Source organism: Flavobacterium caeni (assembly GCF_900101895.1).
GTDB classification, from domain to species: domain Bacteria; phylum Bacteroidota; class Bacteroidia; order Flavobacteriales; family Flavobacteriaceae; genus Flavobacterium; species Flavobacterium caeni.
The window spans coordinates 191,273-208,352 of record NZ_FMVF01000006.1 but is presented as its reverse complement, the minus strand read 5'-3'; the positions used below and the strand labels follow the sequence as shown (position 1 = coordinate 208,352).

Here is a 17,080-nt window from a genome sequence, read left to right as displayed (position 1 = left end):
TCAAAAACTCCAATCTTTGTAATCGGCGTTGCGTTCCAATCTATTTTCGACCGCATCGGGCAAGACCGGAAAAAAGTCGATGCCCGTTTTTTGCTCGATGACATCTATGGGCACGACAAATTCATACAACGGACGGTTGCTTTTTTGGTGCGGGACCAAAAACCCGATCATCTTGGTCTTCCCTCCCGTATCGTTCCGGATGATTTTGTAAAAATACTCGGGTACGGCCACATGTTCCTTCCCGATCGTTCGCAAACCCTCGCGCAGCACCCCGCCCGTCACAATTTGCAGTTTGCCGTTCTTTTGCGCCCAGTAGCGCGTTTTTTGCTCGAGCCGGTTCCATACGCCTTCGTTAAAATCATGGCGTTGCGGCGCGATGTTCGAGGTATAGAACGTTTCGTCGAATGTTTTCTTGGAGCGCTTCCTATCGCCCGCCGGACACAAATGTCCTTTGTCGTATCCCGATTTTTTGTAGTTGCGCCAATCGGCCGAACCGGTCTTTACCTTGGGATCCTGGATAAAAAACGGACGGTCGAAGTTCGCGCCTTTCAAATCGGATGCCTTGAGTTCATAGGCTACCCATTCGGCCTGTTCGTACTTTTCGTGGTACGAGAATACATAGCCCTCGCGCACCACTATTTGACGGGTGGTACTCGACGGCAGCCAGTCGTTTGGTGATGATTTGGCTTCGGACGCAAGTTGCTGCGGTTGCGCATCGACCGCTTCCCTATGCTGACATCCGAAACACAAAACCGTCGTGGCAAAAAAAACAATTCGTTTCATCTTTACAAAAAAACGCCCCGAAACGCAGTGCATTCCGGGGCGCAACAATTTAAATTTACGTTACGGTTTTACCGCAGGCTTGTCGTTCTTAAGCGCCACGCCTTTCTTGGCCAAACCTTTGGGTTGCAAATCGTCGAGTACATTCAGGGCCTCTTCGACATAAATGTCCTTGGCAAGGCTTTCGTGCCAACGGTCGCGTTTTTCCTTGAGGATCGCATCGTTTTTCATCGCATCGAGCTCATACGGCAACGACGTGAATTCGAGCGTGTTCTTGTAATCGGCGATCGATTTGTATTTCTTGGCCTTCTCCTCTATCGCGGCCTGCTCTTTTTTGAACTGGTCGATGTTGAGGCTGTACACGCTTTCCTTGTCGCGCTGATCGATCCAACGCGCGTTCTCGTCGATGAGCTTGAACTGCTCGTTGGCGGCGATGCGACGGTTTGAATTGTCGATGGCCTGGTCAAAATTGGCCTGTTTGTCCCAAAAATTAAAGTTGGCCGGGTCGATTTTGTCGAACGGCATGGCGTTGTCGATGTCGCGCTCGCCCATTTTCAGATAGGCGTATTTGTCGGGCATCGCCACATCGGAATGTACGCCTTCGAGCTGCGTAGATCCGCCGTTGATACGGTAGAATTTTTGCGTCGTGGTCTTGAGCGCACCCAAATCGCCCATGGTGCTGCCGCGTACGAACTGGTTCAAATCGATCACGTTTTGTACCGTTCCTTTGCCATAGGTTTGCTTACTGCCGATGACAATACCACGGCGGTAATCCTGGATCGCGGCCGCCAAAATTTCTGAGGCCGAGGCCGAAAATTCGTTGGTCATGACCACGAGCGGGCCATCCCATTGTACTTTTTTGTCGCGGTCGTACAGCACTTCTTTTTTGCGTCCGGCCGATTTGACCTGTACGATCGGGCCTTCTTCGATGAACAATCCCGCGATATCCACCACGGTCTTGAGCGAGCCGCCGCCGTTGTCGCGTACGTCCATCACAATACCCTGCACACCTTCTTTTTTGAGGCGTTCGACCTCGATGGCGATGTCTTTGCCCGCATCGCGGCCGTCGTTGTTCTCAAAATCGATGTAAAACTTGGGCAGGTAAATGATGCCGTATTTGACCCCGTTCTTGTTGACGATACTCGACTTGGCGTAGGTTTCTTCGATCTCGACAATGTCGCGGATGATCGAGATGATCTTGATGGTACCGTCGACTTTTTTGACCGTCAGGCGCACTTCTGAACCTTTCGGGCCTTTGATTTTCTTGACCACATCGTCGAGGTGCATGCCCACCACGTCTACGGCTTCGTCATTGCCCTGGGCGACCTTCATGATGATGTCGCCGGTTTCGAGCTCCTTACCGCGCCACGCCGGGCCACCCGAAATGAGTTCTGAAATTTCGGTGTAATCGTTTTTCTTTTGCAGACGCGCCCCGATACCTTCCAATTTACCGCTGATGCTGACGTCAAAACGTTCCTTTTCGTCGGGTGCGAAATAGTTGGTATGCGGGTCAAAACGCGATGCAATGGCGTTCACGTATACCGAAAACCAGTCGTTCTGGTCGAGGTCGCCAATGAAGTCAAAGTACTCGTTGAGCGATTTGAGCGACGATTCGCGGGTTTCTTTTTCGAGTTCTTCGAAGGACTTGGACGCTACTTTCTCGGCTTCCTTTTTAAACGCTTCCTGTGATTTCTTGAGTTCCTCTGCCGATTTGTTGCTTGTAGATTGCTCGGGCTTGACGCCTTTCTTAAGGTCTTCCTGCATCTTGAGCTTGTCGGTCAGCGAAGACAACGTCGACAGCTTGATTTGTTTGCGCCATTTGTCGCGCAGTTCGGCCGTGGTCTTGGCGAACGGCAGTTTCTCGTAATCGGTGTTGAACGATTCCTGCGCCTTGTAGTCGAACGGCTTGTCGAGAATTTCCTTGTAAAAACCTTTGCTCTCGTCGATGCGTTTCATCAAACGCTCATAGGTCAGGTTAAAGAAGGTCAGGTCTTTGTTCTTGATCTGGTCGTCGATTTGGGTCTCAAACTGCGCAAATTGGTCGATGTCCGACTGCAAAAAGAAACGCTTCGACGGGTCGAGCGCCTCGATGTAATCTTTGTAGACGCCTTTCGAAAAAGCATCGTTCATTTCCTGCGGATCGTAGTGCCCGCGTTCGATGACAAACGTGAGCAATTCGAGCAGTAATTTGTCTTTTTCGGGATCGTTTTTGTCTTTCGGGATGAAGCTCCACAAAGCCACTGATAACGCGGCAATCACCAGCAATAACTTATAATTCCTTTTCATATATGTGATTATAGCATTCATTAATTTTTGTCTAAAGTACACAAATTTACATCGGATGCGCTTTTCGTGCGACTAATTTTTTGTTAAAGGTAGCAAATTGGCGGCACGCGGGTAAAATTGTTTATTTTTGTGTAGCATTTGATAACGTTGGATTCTTGTTTTTAGTCTGAAATTCGAACGAAACGTTACACGTGTTTATAGCAACGACCCCTAGCCCGGATTGTAGTGGAAATCCTTTTGCGGCCGCAGCGCAGCGGAGGCCGTAAAAGATTGCAACGGAAAGCCGGAAATAGCTTCTAAAAATGACAAAAAAACCACTCATTCTGGTCACCAACGACGACGGCATCACGGCCCCCGGCATCCGCGCGCTGATTGATGTCATGAAAGACCTCGGCGACGTGCTGGTGGTGGCGCCCGACAGCCCGCAAAGCGCGACCGGGCACGCCATTACCATCAACAATACGTTGTATTTGAACAAGGTTTCGAAGCCCAATGCGGCCGTTACCGAATACAGTTGCTCGGGCACCCCGGTGGATTCGGTCAAGTTTGCGGTGGTAGAGATCCTGAAACGCAAACCCGATTTGCTGGTTTCGGGCATCAACCACGGGTCGAATTCATCGATCAACGTGATTTATTCGGGCACGATGAGCGCGGCCGTAGAAGGTGGGATCGAAGGGATTCCGTCGGTTGGGTTTTCGTTGCTCGACTACGATTGGAATGCCGATTTTGAACAGGTGAAACCATTTGTCAAAAAAATAGCGCTGGAGGTTTTGCAGAAAGGAGTTCCCGATGGAACGGTGCTCAACGTCAATTTCCCGAAACTGAAGCAAAAAGACATCAAAGGCATTCGGATTTGCCGACAGGCCAAGGCGATCTGGCAGGAGAAATTCGACAAGCGGTCGACACCGCAGGGCAAGGACTATTACTGGCTCACGGGCGAATTTGTCAATCTCGAACACGGCGAAGACACCGACGAATGGGCGCTCCAAAATGGCTACGTATCGGTGGTGCCGGTACAGTTTGACATGACGGCGCACCATGCGATCCCACAACTCAACACCTGGAATTTATGAAAAAACAAGATCTGTCCTACGGCATGCTTACAGGCATCGCGCTGTTTTTTGGGCAGCGTCTTTTTGTGGTGGTGTTCCCGCAAACGACATCTGTCGAAGGTTTTGACTTTGCTGATTTGACCGAATATTGAATGTCGATTAACGAATAAGGAATTATGAAATATTACATCATAGCCGGCGAGGCGTCGGGCGATTTGCACGGTTCGAATTTGATGAAAGCCTTGTACCGGCAAGACCCGCAGGCCGACATTCGCTTTTGGGGTGGCGACTTGATGCAGGCCGCCGGCGGTACGCTCGTGAAGCATTACCGCGATCTGGCGTTCATGGGGTTTGTAGAGGTTTTGTTCAATTTGCGTACGATTTTGCGCAACATCGATTTCTGCAAGACCGATATCGCCCAATTCAATCCCGATGTTATTGTGTTTATCGACTATCCGGGCTTTAACATGCGCATCGCCAAATGGGCCAAGCAAAAAGGCATCGCGACGCATTACTACATTTCGCCGCAAATCTGGGCTTGGAAGGAAAACCGCATCAAGGACATCCGTCGTGATGTAGACCATATGTACGTGATTTTGCCGTTCGAGAAGGATTTTTACGAAAAGAAACACGGCTATCCCGTAGAATTTGTCGGGCATCCGCTCATCGATGCGATCCATGCGCGTCAGGAAGTTTCGCAGCAGCAATTCGTCACCGAAAACCAACTCGACGACAAGCTCATCATCGCGATCCTGCCGGGCAGCCGCAAGCAGGAAATCACCAAGATGCTCGAGGTGATGCTCAGCGTCGTGCCCGATTTTCCCGACTACCAGTTTGTGATTGCGGGCGCGCCGAGCCAGGAGTATGCGTTTTACCGCCAATTCCTCAAGGACAAAAGCGTGCATTTTATTTCGAACAAGACCTATGATTTGTTGAGTCATGCCACGGCGGCATTGGTCACCTCGGGTACGGCCACGCTCGAAACGGCCTTGTTCAAGGTGCCCGAAGTGGTGTGTTACAAGGGCAGTTGGGCGTCGTACCAGATTGCCAAACGCATCATCACGCTCAAGTACATTTCGCTCGTGAATTTGATCATGGACAAACAAGTGGTCACCGAATTGATCCAGGACGCCTGCAACACCAAAAACATCAAGACCGAACTCCAAAAGCTGCTCGAGCCCGGTTCAAGAAACAAAATACTGGCTGATTATGAAGCGCTTGAATCGCGACTGGGCGGTACCGGCGCGAGCGAGAAAACTGCTAAATTAATCATAACAAATGTGTGATTTTTCCGTTTAAAAATATTTTCTATATTTTTGTAAAAATCTATCACATCTTGAAACACCTAACCTACTTATTGTTCCTGTGCCCTTTTTTGGTGAGTTGCGGCCCCACTAGCAACATCATCACTTCGAAAGCCGAAGCCGAAAAAAGAGGCATCTACCGTTCACCGCAAAACAAGTCGGTGGCCAAAACGACCCCCACGCGCAACGCGAGCACCAAACCAACTTCCCGAAACGTTACCGCCAAGAAAAATACCACGGGTTCGACCAACAGCAAGATCAACGACCGCAATGCCGACGATTACGAAACCTCGGGCGACAACGCGAGCTATGTGGTCAAGCAACTCATCAATGCGGCCGAGGCCAACCTGGGTGTGGGTTACCGAACGGGCGGCACCAATCCCAACACAGGTTTCGATTGTTCGGGTTTGATGTTCTCGACGTTCCAAAAATTCGACATCACGTTGCCGCGTTCCTCAAACGACATGTCTAAGGTAGGCCGCAAGCTCGACGACGACGAAATCCAGAAAGGCGACCTGATTTTCTTCAAGACCAACGGCCGCAGCGTCATCAACCACGTGGGCATGGTGACCGAAGTAACCGACGACGAGATCAAGTTCATCCATTCGTCTACGCAAAAAGGCGTCATCATCTCGTCGACCAAGGAGCCCTACTACGGACGCACGTATGCGCAAGCCAACAGAATTATAGTAAATCTGTAATAGCCTTAACGGCCGATGCGGTACTTTTGGGTATGAAAGTACGCCAATTTCCGCTCGCCAAGATTACACCGTGGTTTACCGCCGGGATCGCGTTTGCTTTTTATGGAAAGGCAAACGCGATTTTTGTTTTTTGGTGTCTTTTGGCTGCCTCGTTGGTCTTGCTGGCCACCTGGGTTCTCGCGCGACGAACCCTTGCACAGCGCCCTTATTTTGGCATCGCTACCTTGGTTTTCTCATTTGCATTGGGCGCCGCGGTTTTTGTCGCCCACGACGAAACACTAAACCCCAAGCATTTTATCCACCATACAGACGATGCGCCGCACACGCTTGCATTGGTGTTGCGCGAACGACTCAAGAACACGCCCGCGCAACAGCGGTATGTGGCCCACCTGACCCATATCGACGGGAAACCGGTCACGGGAAAAGTCTTGTTGCAGTTGCCGCTCGTCCACTTTAGGCGGGCGCTGCCCGTGGGAACGGTGCTCCAAACCAAGGCCGCGCTGCTGGCACACAAAAAACCCAAAAACCCCGATCAATTTGACTATGGCGCCTACCTCGCCCAACGGTCAATCCTTGCGCAGGTCTATGCCGATGCCCATACCCTCAAGATACGCAAACAACCCGTAAAAGACATCTTCTGCTATGCCGACCGCGTGCGCAGTACGATCGTGCAAAACCTTGAAAAGAGCGGGTGCGCCGCTTTAGAACTGTCGGTGATTGCTGCGCTATTGCTCGGCCAACAACAGGAAATCGATTCAGAAACCGTACGCGACTACCAGCTGGCCGGTGCCGTACACATCCTATCGGTCTCGGGGCTGCACGTGGGCTTGCTCATGGTGTTCCTCAATGCCCTGCTGCGGCTATTGCCCAACACCAAATCCATGCGCCGCTTCAAACTGGTCTTGGTCTTGGTTTGCTTGTGGGGATTCGCCGTTGTTGCGGGGCTGTCGCCATCGGTGGTACGGTCTGTAACCATGTTTAGTTTTATGGCGGTGGGAATGCATCTCAAACGCAAGACGAACATTTTTCATACGTTGCTGGTATCGGCGTTGCTGATCTTGGTTTGTCGGCCTTCGTTCCTGTTCGACATCGGGTTCCAATTGAGTTACGCGGCGTTGTTCTTCATCTTGTGGCTTCAACCGATGCTCGACGATTGGTGGCAACCCAAAAACCGCGTCGCCCGCTATTTCTGGCAAATCCTGACGGTTTCGTTCGCGGCACAAATCGGGACGATGCCGCTCAGCATCTACTACTTCCACCAATTTCCGGGGCTGTTTTTTGTCACGAATCTGATCGTGATCCCGTTGCTCAGTATCATCATGGCGCTTGGAATTCTTGCCATGGTACCCGCCATTTTTGGTGTCGTGCCCGATTTATTGGCGCAGGCGCTTACCGCCAGTGTGCGCATACTCAACGAAATTATCGGTTGGATTGCGTCTTTCGAGCAATTTGTCCTGACCGATATTCCGTTGAACCGGGCGATGATGATCGCGTTGTATGCACTCATTGTCGCAGCGGTACTTTGGCTCGAGCGTCCCAATTTTGCCAAGGCTACGCTGGCCCTGACGTTGGTACTCATTTTTCAATCGGTTGTGTTGCTGACGCGGATGCACACCCAAACACAACGACAGTGGTTGGTTTTCGACGTCTATAAAAATACGGGCATCGTCGCACACGATGGCTCGCGGCTTACCATTTACGGAAGTTCCGATTTTGCCGAAGGCCGGGCCGTACAAACTTATGCGACGGCGCACTTTGCCACCATTGTCGCCACCCTACCGATCAAGAACACGGTCTACTTTGAAGGCAACGAAATCGCGATCATCGACAGCGCCAATGTTATTCCGCCGACAATTCAACCCGACGTATTGTTGCTGCGCCAATCGCCCAAACAAAACCTCGACCGGCTGCTGCAAACCGTCCAACCCAAAATCGTCGTGGCCGACGCCAGCAATTACAAAAGCTATGTAGACCGTTGGAAAGCGACGTGCAAGAAATACAAAATCCCTTTCCATGCCACCGCCGAAAAGGGATTCTTCAAATTGTAAACCGCGTGATCTAGCTTTTCTTGCCTGCCTGCGCGTCCATCGATTTGCCGTTGGCCAAAATCTGGTTTGCGCCCTCGAGCCATTTGGATGGACCACCGGCCACATAACCCGTACTGCCCAGTTTGCTCAGGTTCATCTTGCCGTCTTTCTTGGTAGGGGTCACGAGCCATACCGTCGGGTAACCGCGTACTTCGAGTACTTGCTGCAATTGCATGTTTTGTTGTTGCAAATCGGCGGGCAGCGGCGTGCGTCTTGGGAAATCGAGCTCGACCAAAACGACATTTTTTTGCGCCCAATCGGCAAACTCGGGGGTTTTCAAAACCTCCTTTTGCAGTCGGATGCACCAACCGCACCAATCGCTTCCCGTAAAGAACAGCAACAACGGTTTGTTTTCCTTCATGGCCACATCGGCGGCCTTATTCAAATTGGTTTCCCAATAAATATCTTGTGCTTGTGTCGCGAAAGAACCCGCCAGGAGCAACAACGCGATAAAAATCTTTTTCATAATCCTACTTTTTGGCCAGATGGCATTATTTAACGTCCTGCATCAACTTTTTGACGAGCGGCGAAATCAAAATTAAAACAATTCCCGCAATTAACGCATACAAAGCGAGCTGATAATAACCGTCGGCATATACGTTTAACTTTTCGGCATTGGTGGCATTTTCGGAAGCTTCGGCAATGTTGGCGCCGAGTAAGCCCGCAAAATACTGTCCGTAGGCCGATGCCAAAAACCACATCCCCATGATCACGGCCTGCGTTTTTTGCGGCGAAAGTTTGGTCATGGCCGACATCCCGATGGGCGACAGACACAATTCACCAAACGTAATCACAAACCACCCGAGCGTAAAGATACCAAGCGACGTGATGCCTTGTTCGTTGGCGAAAAACTTGGTGTAATAGAAAATCCAGAAACCGCCCGCGAGAAACAAAAACCCGAGTCCGAATTTGACCACCGTGTTCGGTTCGATGTTGCGCTTGGCCATCCAGAGCCACACCAGTCCGACGAGCGCGGCGAATCCGATCACGAAAAACGAATTGGCCGAATTGTTTACCCCGTTCGGGCTTAGCGCAATCCCGAGCACTTCATTGTTCAGGTTGTTGGCCGCGAACAAACTGAGCGACCCGCCACTTTGTTCGAAAAACGCCCAAAAAAAGATCGAAAAGACGATGAACACCAGCGCCGCGAGCAACTTCTTGTTCTCGACTGCGGTAAAACTCTTCATCTCATAAAACAGGTACAAAATCGACGCGGGGCCAATGACCATCATAAAATAGCTGGTGTATTCGGTGTTGGCGACCATGGCGATGATAATCGGGACAAGCACCAACGACCCGACATAGGTCGCGATTTCGCGCGTGCGTCTTTGGTTCAATTCCAAATGCGGCAACGGCGTGAGCCCGATGGGGCCCAATGATTTTTGTGTCTGCGTAAACGTGAGCAAGCTGATGACCATCACGACGGCCGCAAAACCGAAGCCTACGTTCCAGCGCAGGTGTTCGGGAACGAGTGACTGCCACAACGACCCCTCAGCCACGGCGATGCAAATGTAACCGCCGATGAGCGCGCCCAGATTGACGCCCATGTAAAAGAACGAAAAGCCCGCATCGCGACGCGGATCGCCGTCTTTGTACAACTGGCCCACCATCGAAGAAATATTGGGTTTGAAAAATCCCGTCCCGATGATCGTAAAACCGATACCGATAAAAAAGAAATTCTTGGGATCGATCGACAAGATGATGCTGCCCACAATCATGAGCATCCCGCCCCAAAACAGCGATTTGCGAAGCCCGAGGATTTTGTCTGCAAACAACCCGCCGATAAACGTAAAGGCATACACCCAGGCCTGGGTGGCGCCGTATTGCAGGTTGGCCACTTTTTCGTTCATGCCGAGCTGGCTCACCATGAACACGACCAGCATCCCGCGCATGCCGTAAAAACAAAAGCGCTCCCACATTTCGCTGAAGAACAAATACCACAACTGCTTGGGGTATTTTCCTTTGAAATCCTGGATGTGCGCGAGGTCTATAGGTATTCTGTCCATATTATTTGATGCCTTTTTCGGCCATGACTTTGTTGAGTTGTTTGAGCAATGCGAACATCAAAAGCGTCGCAAACATGAGTAGTCCGAAATTGACCCAAAAAAAGTGGCTTTTGTCTTCGTAACTGTCCCACATGCTGGCCAATACGCCGCTGAGCTTGTTGCCGATCGAGGTCGACAAGAACCAGCCGCCCATCATGAGCGACGTGATGTTGGTAGGGCTGAGCTTCGATACGATCGAAAGCCCCATCGGACTCAGGAACAATTCGCCGATGGTGATGATGCCGTAATTGGCCACGAGCCACCACACGCTGACTTTTTCGGTACCGTTGGCGCCGATCTTGACCGCGGCCACCATCACGAGCACAGACAAGGCCGAGATGAGCAGGCCGAACGCAATTTTGGTGGGCGTCGACGGTTCTTTGCCGCGGCTGCGCAAATAGGTAAAAAACGCCACGACCAGCGGTGTCAGGATGATGACCCAGCCGGGGTTGATCGATTGGCTCAAATTGGTGGCCCACAACGAAACCTTGGCGCCTTCGGATGGTTTTTCTTCGGGCTTGACATTTCTAAAATACAGCGGATAATTGACTTCTTTTTGCACCACGCCGTCTTGTTTTTGCAAACGGAACTGGTCGTCGTACAATTCGACCGAATCTTTCTTGAACTCGACTTCCTTGGCCAGTTTAAGCGACGAGAACGCGCTTTCGGTGGTGCCCGTCACCTCGCGGTCGGTATAGCGGTCGGCCCACGTGGTGAGCGCCGATCCGTTGAGCTTGAACACCGCCCAAAACAGGATGACCACCCCGAATATCGCGAGCAACGCCCCAATCGGACGTTTTTCATCGGCCTTGGCCTTGACATACAAACTGGTGTAAAAAAAGATGACCGGAATACACGCAAAGATGAACGCATCGGTACTGTCGGATCCAAAAATGTAGCTGTCGGGATTGCTGGCCGAAGCCACGCCCTTGAGGAGCCAGCCGATGACGCCAAACACAACCGACGGCACCAAAATGAACAACACGATTTTGTAAAACGGCATGTCGCCCGGTTGCGTGCCTTTCTTTTGGTCGTAACCCGCGTAGTGTTTCGTACCGAGCATGAACACAATCACACCGATGAACATGCCCACACCCGCGGCCATGAACGCATACTGCCAACCAAGCATGATTTGCAGCGCGGCGCCAAAGAAGTTGCAGATGAACGCACCCACGTTGATGCCCATGTAAAAAATGTTGTAGCCTTCGTCCTTTTTGTCGCGGTATTGGTCGTTCGAATAGAAATTGCCGAGCAATGTCGAAATGTTGGGCTTAAAAAATCCGTTGCCGACGATCACGAGTGTCATCGCCACATACAACATGGTCACCGAATGGACGCCCATCAGGAAATACCCGGCCCCCATCAGCAATCCACCGATGATGATCGATTTGCGGTAGCCAAAGTAACGGTCGGCGACCAATCCTCCAATGAACGGCGTCAGGAATACCAGCGCGATGAACGTACCGTACAAATCGGACGCCTCTTTTTCGGTCATCGCAAAACCGGCCTCGACATCTTTCAGGTACAACGTAAAGATGCCAATCATCAAATAGTAGCCGAAGCGTTCCCACATTTCAGACAGGAACAGGTACGGCAATGCTTTAGGGTGTTTGCTCCACATAGGCTTTGGATTAGCGCACGCCGTGCATCATTTTTTTGAGTACCGGCGTGAGCAGGAACAAGATGACCGATGCGATACCACAAAGCACCACAAACACCATAAAGAATTCGTACAGGTTGTGGATCTCGAAACCGGCGAACATCGGGTTGGCCGCGCTGATCTGGTTGGCCTCGAGCAACTGGAGTTGTTCGGCGGTTGGCGTCACAGTTTTGTCGAGGATGGGTTGCAGATCGATACCGAGTTCCTTGGCTTTCGCAAACTTATCGCCCGTTGCAGGTAAGATCGATCCGAGCGTTCCCGAAAGCGCATAACCCGCCGCGTTCGAAATAAAGAACACGCCATAGGCCAGCGACGCAAAACGCTTGGGCGACAACTTCCCGACGAGCGAAAGTCCGATAGGCGACAAACACAATTCGCCAAACGTTTGGATCAAATACAGCAAAACCAACCAGTAAATCGCGAGCAATCCGGTGTTGCCCAAATCTTTTACGTTGTGCGCGATAATAAAGTAACTCAATGCGATGAGCGCGAGTCCGAACGACTGTTTCATAGTCGAGATCGGTTCCTTGCCCGCTGCGCGCAGTTTATCCCACAGGATCGAGAACGGCACGGCAAACATCACTACAAACAATCCATTGAAGATTTGCACCATCGAAGCCGGCATGTTCCAGCCAAAGAAATTACGGTCGGTTTGGTTGTCGGCGATGAACGTCAGCGAGGAACCCGCCTGTTCGAAAGCCGCCCAGAAAAAGATGATGAAAAACGACATGATGTAGATCACCCAGATGCGCTGCGTCTCGATTTTTGTCAACGTTTTGTCGGACAAAATCAAACCTGCCAACGTGATACCACTCGCGTAAATCATCGGATAAATGACGGTCTTGACCACATTGTCGCCATCGGTAAAAAAGCGGATCGCAAAGAACAATCCGATGAATGCGATCACCGCACCCACCAAAGAAGCGGTCGTAAAATGTGCTTTTTGCGCCTCGCCTTCTTCGTAGTCTTCGGCTTCGTTCTTAGACGGCAGTCCGCCAATCGGCTTGCCCTCTGGCGTCACGACATATTTATTTTTGAGGACATAGAACGTCAGGGTTCCCACCATCATCGCGATGGCCGCGGCCAAAAAGCCCCATTTGAACGCGTGTACGTCGCGTACACCGCCCGCGTCCTTGACATCGCCCAAGATCGGACAGATGAACTGACCGAGGAACGCGCCGATGTTGATGCCCATGTAGAAAATCGTAAAGGCAGTATCGAGTTTGGTTTTTTCCTGTTTTGGGTACAAGCTGCCCACCATCGACGAGATGTTTGGCTTGAAGAAGCCGTTGCCGAAGATGATGATGAACAAGGCCGTCCACATCAGTGTATTGGCCAAGCTCAGGTTGGTCGGGAACACGCTGCCGCTGAAAAAAAGCAACAATTGGCCGATGGCCATCATGGCCCCGCCGAGCAAGATACAGTTGCGGTTGCCAAAGAAACGATCCGAAATGAATCCGCCGAGTAGCGGCGTCAGGTAACACAGCCCGAGGAATCCCCCGTAAATGAGCGAAGCGTCGGCTTCTTTCATGAGCAGGGCGTTGACCATAAACAACGTCAAGAGGGCACGCATGCCGTAAAAGTTGAATCGTTCCCACATTTCGGTACCGAATAGTACCCAAAGCCCTTTAGGGTGTGCTGTTTTTGCCTGAGTTTCTGTCATTTTGTTTAGGATTTAGTTTTGGTTATAGGTTGTCTTTGATAAAGTTCGTCATCTTGTTGTAGAGCTGGATACGTGTCTTGCCGCCATAGATGCCGTGGTTTTTGTCGGGGTAGATTTGCGAATCGAACTGTTTGTTGGCCTGGATGAGCGCTTCCATCATTTGCATGGTGTTTTGCATGTGCACGTTGTCGTCGCCCGATCCGTGGATCAGCAAAAATTTTCCTTTGAGTTTGTCGACGTGGTTGATGGGCGAATTGTCGTCATACCCCGACGCGTTTTCCTGCGGCGTCTGCATGTAGCGCTCGGTGTACACCGAATCGTAGAAACGCCAGTTGGTCACAGGCGCCACCGCAATGGCCATCTTGAACACGTCGTTGCCTTTGAACAAACAATTCGACGACATGAACCCGCCGTAGCTCCAACCAAAGATACCGATACGCGATTTGTCGACATACGGATAGTTGCCGATGACTTTGGCCGCGTCGATCTGGTCTTCGACTTCGTACTTGCCCAACTGCTTTTGCGTGCATTTCTTGAACGCCGCACCCTTGAACCCCGTTCCGCGACCATCGACGCAGGCCACGAGATACCCTTGTTGCGCAAGGCTTTGGAACCAATAATCGTCGGCGTTGTTCCAGTCGTTGTTCACCTGTTGCGAGCCCGGTCCAGAATACTGGTACATGAACACCGGGTATTTTTTCTTCGGGTCGAAATCTTTTGGCTTTAAGATCCAGGCGTTGAGTTCGTGCCCTTTTTCGGTCTTGAGGACAAAAAATTCCTTGCTGCCCAGGTTGTAGTTCTTGAGTTTGTCGGCCAGCGCTTGGTTGTCGACAATCGACTGGACTTGCTTGCCGTCCTTGGCGCTGTTCAACGTGAACACCGTAGGCGTGGTCGCGCTCGAAAATTTGCAGACATACAAATCGAAATTCGGGCTGAACGTCGCGTCGTTGGTGCCGGTTTGCGAAGACAGGCGCACTTTGTTCTTGCCGTCCAGGCCGATGCGGTAAATGTCGCGGTTAATCGATCCGTTCTCGACCGATTGGTAAAAAATCGTCTTGTTTTTTTCGTCAAAACCGTAGTAGGCCGTCACTTCCCAAGGCCCTTTGGTGACCTGGTTCTTGAGCTTGCCGTTCTTGTCGTACACATAAATGTGGTTGAAACCGTCCTTTTCGCTGGTCCAGATAAAACTGTTGTCTTTCAAAAACGTGAGGTTGTCGGTGATGTCTACGTAGGCGTTGTCCTTTTCGTTGAGGATCACTTTGGCCGCGCCCGAATTCCCGTCAACAAAAACCAAATCGAGGTTGTCCTGGTGGCGGTTCAACACCTGTACGCTGAGCACATTGGCATCGCTGGTCCATTTGAGACGCGGGATGTAAAAATCCTTGTAATTGCCCAACGCGATGTTCTTGGTGGTATTCGATTTGACGTCGTAAATCTTGAGCGAAACATCTGAATTCTTCTCGCCCGCTTTCGGATACTTGAACGTTTCGTTTTTCGGATACAAATCCTTGTGGAACACGTTCATCGTGAACTCGGGTACTTGGGTTTCGTCAAAGCGGATAAAGGCGATCTTGCTCCCGTCGGCGCTCCAGTCGTAGGCGCGCACGAACGCGAATTCCTCTTCATACACCCAGTCGGTGATGCCGTTGATGATGCTGTTCTTTTTACCATCGCTCGTGATTTGCTGCGTTTTCTTCGAAGCGATATCGTACACGTACAAATTGTTGTCCTTGGCGTAGGCGATCTTTTTGCCGTCGGGCGAAAACGTGGGTTCCTGCACCGCAAAATCGAACAATGTCGTGGCTTCTTTGGTGTTCAAGTCGAACAGCACATAATTGGCCGTAAACGAATGGCGGAAAATAGGACTCGAATTGTTGGCGATCAGGATCATCTTCTCGTCGGGCGAAAAGGTATAGCTGTCGATCCCATCGGCCAGCGGTTTGAATGCTTTGGAATCTACGAGCGTCGCCACTTTCTTGAGTGTCGCAAAATCGAACAAATCGATCTGCATGCTGCGCGAAGCCCTGTCGTAGTTGAGCACCGTGTACTGGTTGGTGTTTTTCATCGACTGGAGCTCGTCCATTCCCTTGGTCTTGAACGCGCCGGTGTAGATGTCTTCGACCGTGATTTTGGGTTGGGCGGCCAACGATAAACACACAAAACACAAGAGCGCGGCAAGCTTGTTCGGAGTCATAAATGCTTTCATAAAATAATAGGTGTCAATTTTAGTGAAAATTTTTGGAATAGCACCGTTTTTTGCTGTTAAATGCAATCGGGCGCAGCCATTGGACGCGCATCGCGCAAATTGTTACAACCGCGGCGCGGCCCATTCGGTCGCGAACCGACACCATTTAAAACAAACGAAGTTGTCCGTCCTTACAAGGCGCATGCAAATTGGTGTTGAGCACCGGAAAAGACCGTCCCGCAAAAAACTTCTTTTTGGCCAAATTCATTTGCGATTTGATCATTTGCGCGAACTCGCCCTCGCCGCGCATGCGTTGCCCCCACTGGCTGTCGTTGAGCGACCCGCCGTGGCACGCCTTGATTTGGTTGAGCACTTTGTCGGCCCGATCGGGCATCGCCTTTTGGATCCAATCGGTAAAAATCTCGCCAATGGCGCCGTTGAGCCGCACGACGGTATGCGCAATCGACAACGCACCCGCATCGGCGGCAGCCTTGGCCAAAGGCAGGATCTCGTGGCTGTTGATTCCGGGGATGATGGGCGCGAGCATGACATTGACCGGAATACCGTTTTCAGACAAAATCCGCACGGCCTCTAACCTTTTGTGTATCGTGGCGGTGCGCGGTTCGAGCAGCAGCCGTGTCCTTTCGTTGGTCGATGTGATCGAAACGTTTACGCCCACCAGATTCTCTTTGGCGAGTGTCTTGAGCAAATCCAAATCGCGCAAGACCAAGGCGTTCTTGGTGATGATGCCCACGGGGTGTTTGTACTTGAGAAAGATTTCAAGGCATTGCCGCGTGATTTGGAATTGGCGTTCGGCAGGCTGATAGCAATCGGTGTTGCCCGACATGACGATGGGATGCGCCGTCCAGTTTTTGCTTTTGAGTTTTTCTTCGAGCAATTGCGGCGCGTTTTTCTTGACCAGGATCCTGCGTTCAAAATCGAGCCCCGCGCTGTAGCCCCAGTACTCGTGCGAATTTCGCGCGTAGCAATAAATACACCCGTGTTCGCAACCCTGGTATACATTCATCGAGTAACCCATGCCCACATCGGGACTGTCTACCTTGTTGACGATGGTTTTGGGAAACACTTCGAGGAATTGCGTTTTGTTGTCGTCTGGATCGTCGCCTTCGAGCGCACAATAGTTCAAAAAATCGTCGAGCGTTTCCTGCGAATGGGCAAAAAACCGATTGGGCACGTTGATTTGCGCGCCGCGTCCTTTGCGGAATGGATGCTCTTGGTTCATGGTGGCCGAAAATTATTTTATACCGTCGTCAAAAAGAAAATCCCGTTGTTAAAAATCGCCCCATTGTTGATAAG

General features: G+C 51.1%; 13 protein-coding genes. 5 read left to right on the top strand and 8 right to left on the bottom strand.

Annotation, left to right across the window (positions count from 1 at the left end; translation table 11 throughout):
- Together BLP55_RS07755 and BLP55_RS07750 are read right to left on the bottom strand one after the other, a co-directional pair.
- Positions 1 to 783 (bottom strand): DNA/RNA non-specific endonuclease, encoded by a 783-nt coding sequence (locus BLP55_RS07755; protein ID WP_091141769.1) that lies wholly within the window; start codon positions 781 to 783, stop codon positions 1 to 3.
- 60 nt (positions 784 to 843) lie between these two features.
- Positions 844 to 3,087, bottom strand: coding sequence for a carboxy terminal-processing peptidase (locus tag BLP55_RS07750; RefSeq protein ID WP_091141768.1), 2,244 nt, complete (start codon positions 3,085 to 3,087; stop codon positions 844 to 846).
- A gap of 281 nt (positions 3,088 to 3,368) precedes the next feature.
- Between BLP55_RS07750 and surE the strand changes: the two genes are divergently transcribed.
- Genes surE through BLP55_RS07730 form a run of 5 tightly spaced genes read left to right on the top strand, consistent with a single transcriptional unit; the run spans position 3,369 to position 8,171 of the window.
- Positions 3,369 to 4,139, top strand: a complete 771-nt coding sequence (gene surE, locus BLP55_RS07745; RefSeq protein ID WP_091141767.1) for a 5'/3'-nucleotidase SurE — start codon at positions 3,369 to 3,371, stop codon at positions 4,137 to 4,139.
- Entirely contained in the window at positions 4,136 to 4,270 is a 135-nt protein-coding gene (locus BLP55_RS17350) for a hypothetical protein (protein ID WP_262494178.1), read from the top strand. The genes surE and BLP55_RS17350 overlap by 4 nt, the downstream gene beginning before the upstream one ends.
- Positions 4,271 to 4,294: 24 nt before the next feature.
- The gene (lpxB, locus tag BLP55_RS07740) at positions 4,295 to 5,404 is read left to right on the top strand and encodes a lipid-A-disaccharide synthase (RefSeq protein ID WP_091141766.1); all 1,110 of its coding nucleotides are present in this window, start codon (positions 4,295 to 4,297) and stop codon (positions 5,402 to 5,404) included.
- Positions 5,405 to 5,454: 50 nt separating this feature from the next.
- Positions 5,455 to 6,123 carry a C40 family peptidase gene (locus BLP55_RS07735; RefSeq protein ID WP_244503436.1) on the top strand — a complete coding sequence of 223 codons (669 nt, stop codon included), beginning with the start codon at positions 5,455 to 5,457 and terminating at the stop codon, positions 6,121 to 6,123.
- A 32-nt stretch (positions 6,124 to 6,155) separates the two neighbouring features.
- Positions 6,156 to 8,171, top strand: a complete 2,016-nt coding sequence (locus BLP55_RS07730) for a ComEC/Rec2 family competence protein (RefSeq protein WP_091141764.1) — start codon at positions 6,156 to 6,158, stop codon at positions 8,169 to 8,171.
- 10 nt (positions 8,172 to 8,181) lie between these two features.
- On the opposite strand, the gene BLP55_RS07725 is transcribed toward BLP55_RS07730, so the two are convergent.
- The 6 genes from BLP55_RS07725 to BLP55_RS07700 all read right to left on the bottom strand — a co-directional run bounded on the left by BLP55_RS07725 (position 8,182) and on the right by BLP55_RS07700 (position 17,006).
- Positions 8,182 to 8,676, bottom strand: coding sequence for a thioredoxin family protein (locus tag BLP55_RS07725; RefSeq protein WP_091141763.1), 495 nt, complete (start codon positions 8,674 to 8,676; stop codon positions 8,182 to 8,184).
- Positions 8,677 to 8,701: 25 nt separating this feature from the next.
- Positions 8,702 to 10,216 (bottom strand): peptide MFS transporter, encoded by a 1,515-nt coding sequence (locus BLP55_RS07720; RefSeq protein ID WP_091141762.1) that lies wholly within the window; start codon positions 10,214 to 10,216, stop codon positions 8,702 to 8,704.
- A 1-nt stretch (position 10,217) separates the two neighbouring features.
- The gene (locus BLP55_RS07715) at positions 10,218 to 11,876 is read right to left on the bottom strand and encodes a peptide MFS transporter (RefSeq protein WP_091141761.1); all 1,659 of its coding nucleotides are present in this window, start codon (positions 11,874 to 11,876) and stop codon (positions 10,218 to 10,220) included.
- 10 nt (positions 11,877 to 11,886) lie between these two features.
- Positions 11,887 to 13,578, bottom strand: coding sequence for a peptide MFS transporter (locus BLP55_RS07710; RefSeq protein ID WP_091141760.1), 1,692 nt, complete (start codon positions 13,576 to 13,578; stop codon positions 11,887 to 11,889).
- A gap of 22 nt (positions 13,579 to 13,600) precedes the next feature.
- A complete protein-coding gene (locus BLP55_RS07705; RefSeq protein ID WP_091141806.1) occupies positions 13,601 to 15,772 on the bottom strand; it encodes a S9 family peptidase in 2,172 nt (723 codons plus the stop codon).
- Positions 15,773 to 15,929: 157 nt separating this feature from the next.
- Complete coding sequence (locus BLP55_RS07700; protein ID WP_091141759.1) at positions 15,930 to 17,006, bottom strand: PA0069 family radical SAM protein; 1,077 nt, start codon at positions 17,004 to 17,006, stop codon at positions 15,930 to 15,932.
- Positions 17,007 to 17,080: the final 74 nt, after the last annotated feature.

Bases quoted from the DNA above. Each gene is read 5' to 3' on its own strand.
- BLP55_RS07755 (WP_091141769.1), bottom strand. From the start codon at position 783: ATGAAACGAATTGTTTTTTTTGCCACGACGGTTTTGTGTTTCGGATGT.
- BLP55_RS07750 (WP_091141768.1), bottom strand. From the start codon at position 3,087: ATGAATGCTATAATCACATATATGAAAAGGAATTATAAGTTATTGCTG.
- surE (WP_091141767.1), top strand. From the start codon at position 3,369: ATGACAAAAAAACCACTCATTCTGGTCACCAACGACGACGGCATCACG.
- BLP55_RS17350 (WP_262494178.1), top strand. From the start codon at position 4,136: ATGAAAAAACAAGATCTGTCCTACGGCATGCTTACAGGCATCGCGCTG.
- lpxB (WP_091141766.1), top strand. From the start codon at position 4,295: ATGAAATATTACATCATAGCCGGCGAGGCGTCGGGCGATTTGCACGGT.
- BLP55_RS07730 (WP_091141764.1), top strand. From the start codon at position 6,156: ATGAAAGTACGCCAATTTCCGCTCGCCAAGATTACACCGTGGTTTACC.
- BLP55_RS07725 (WP_091141763.1), bottom strand. From the start codon at position 8,676: ATGAAAAAGATTTTTATCGCGTTGTTGCTCCTGGCGGGTTCTTTCGCG.
- BLP55_RS07720 (WP_091141762.1), bottom strand. From the start codon at position 10,216: ATGGACAGAATACCTATAGACCTCGCGCACATCCAGGATTTCAAAGGA.
- BLP55_RS07715 (WP_091141761.1), bottom strand. From the start codon at position 11,876: ATGTGGAGCAAACACCCTAAAGCATTGCCGTACCTGTTCCTGTCTGAA.
- BLP55_RS07710 (WP_091141760.1), bottom strand. From the start codon at position 13,578: ATGACAGAAACTCAGGCAAAAACAGCACACCCTAAAGGGCTTTGGGTA.
- BLP55_RS07705 (WP_091141806.1), bottom strand. From the start codon at position 15,772: ATGACTCCGAACAAGCTTGCCGCGCTCTTGTGTTTTGTGTGTTTATCG.
- BLP55_RS07700 (WP_091141759.1), bottom strand. From the start codon at position 17,006: ATGAACCAAGAGCATCCATTCCGCAAAGGACGCGGCGCGCAAATCAAC.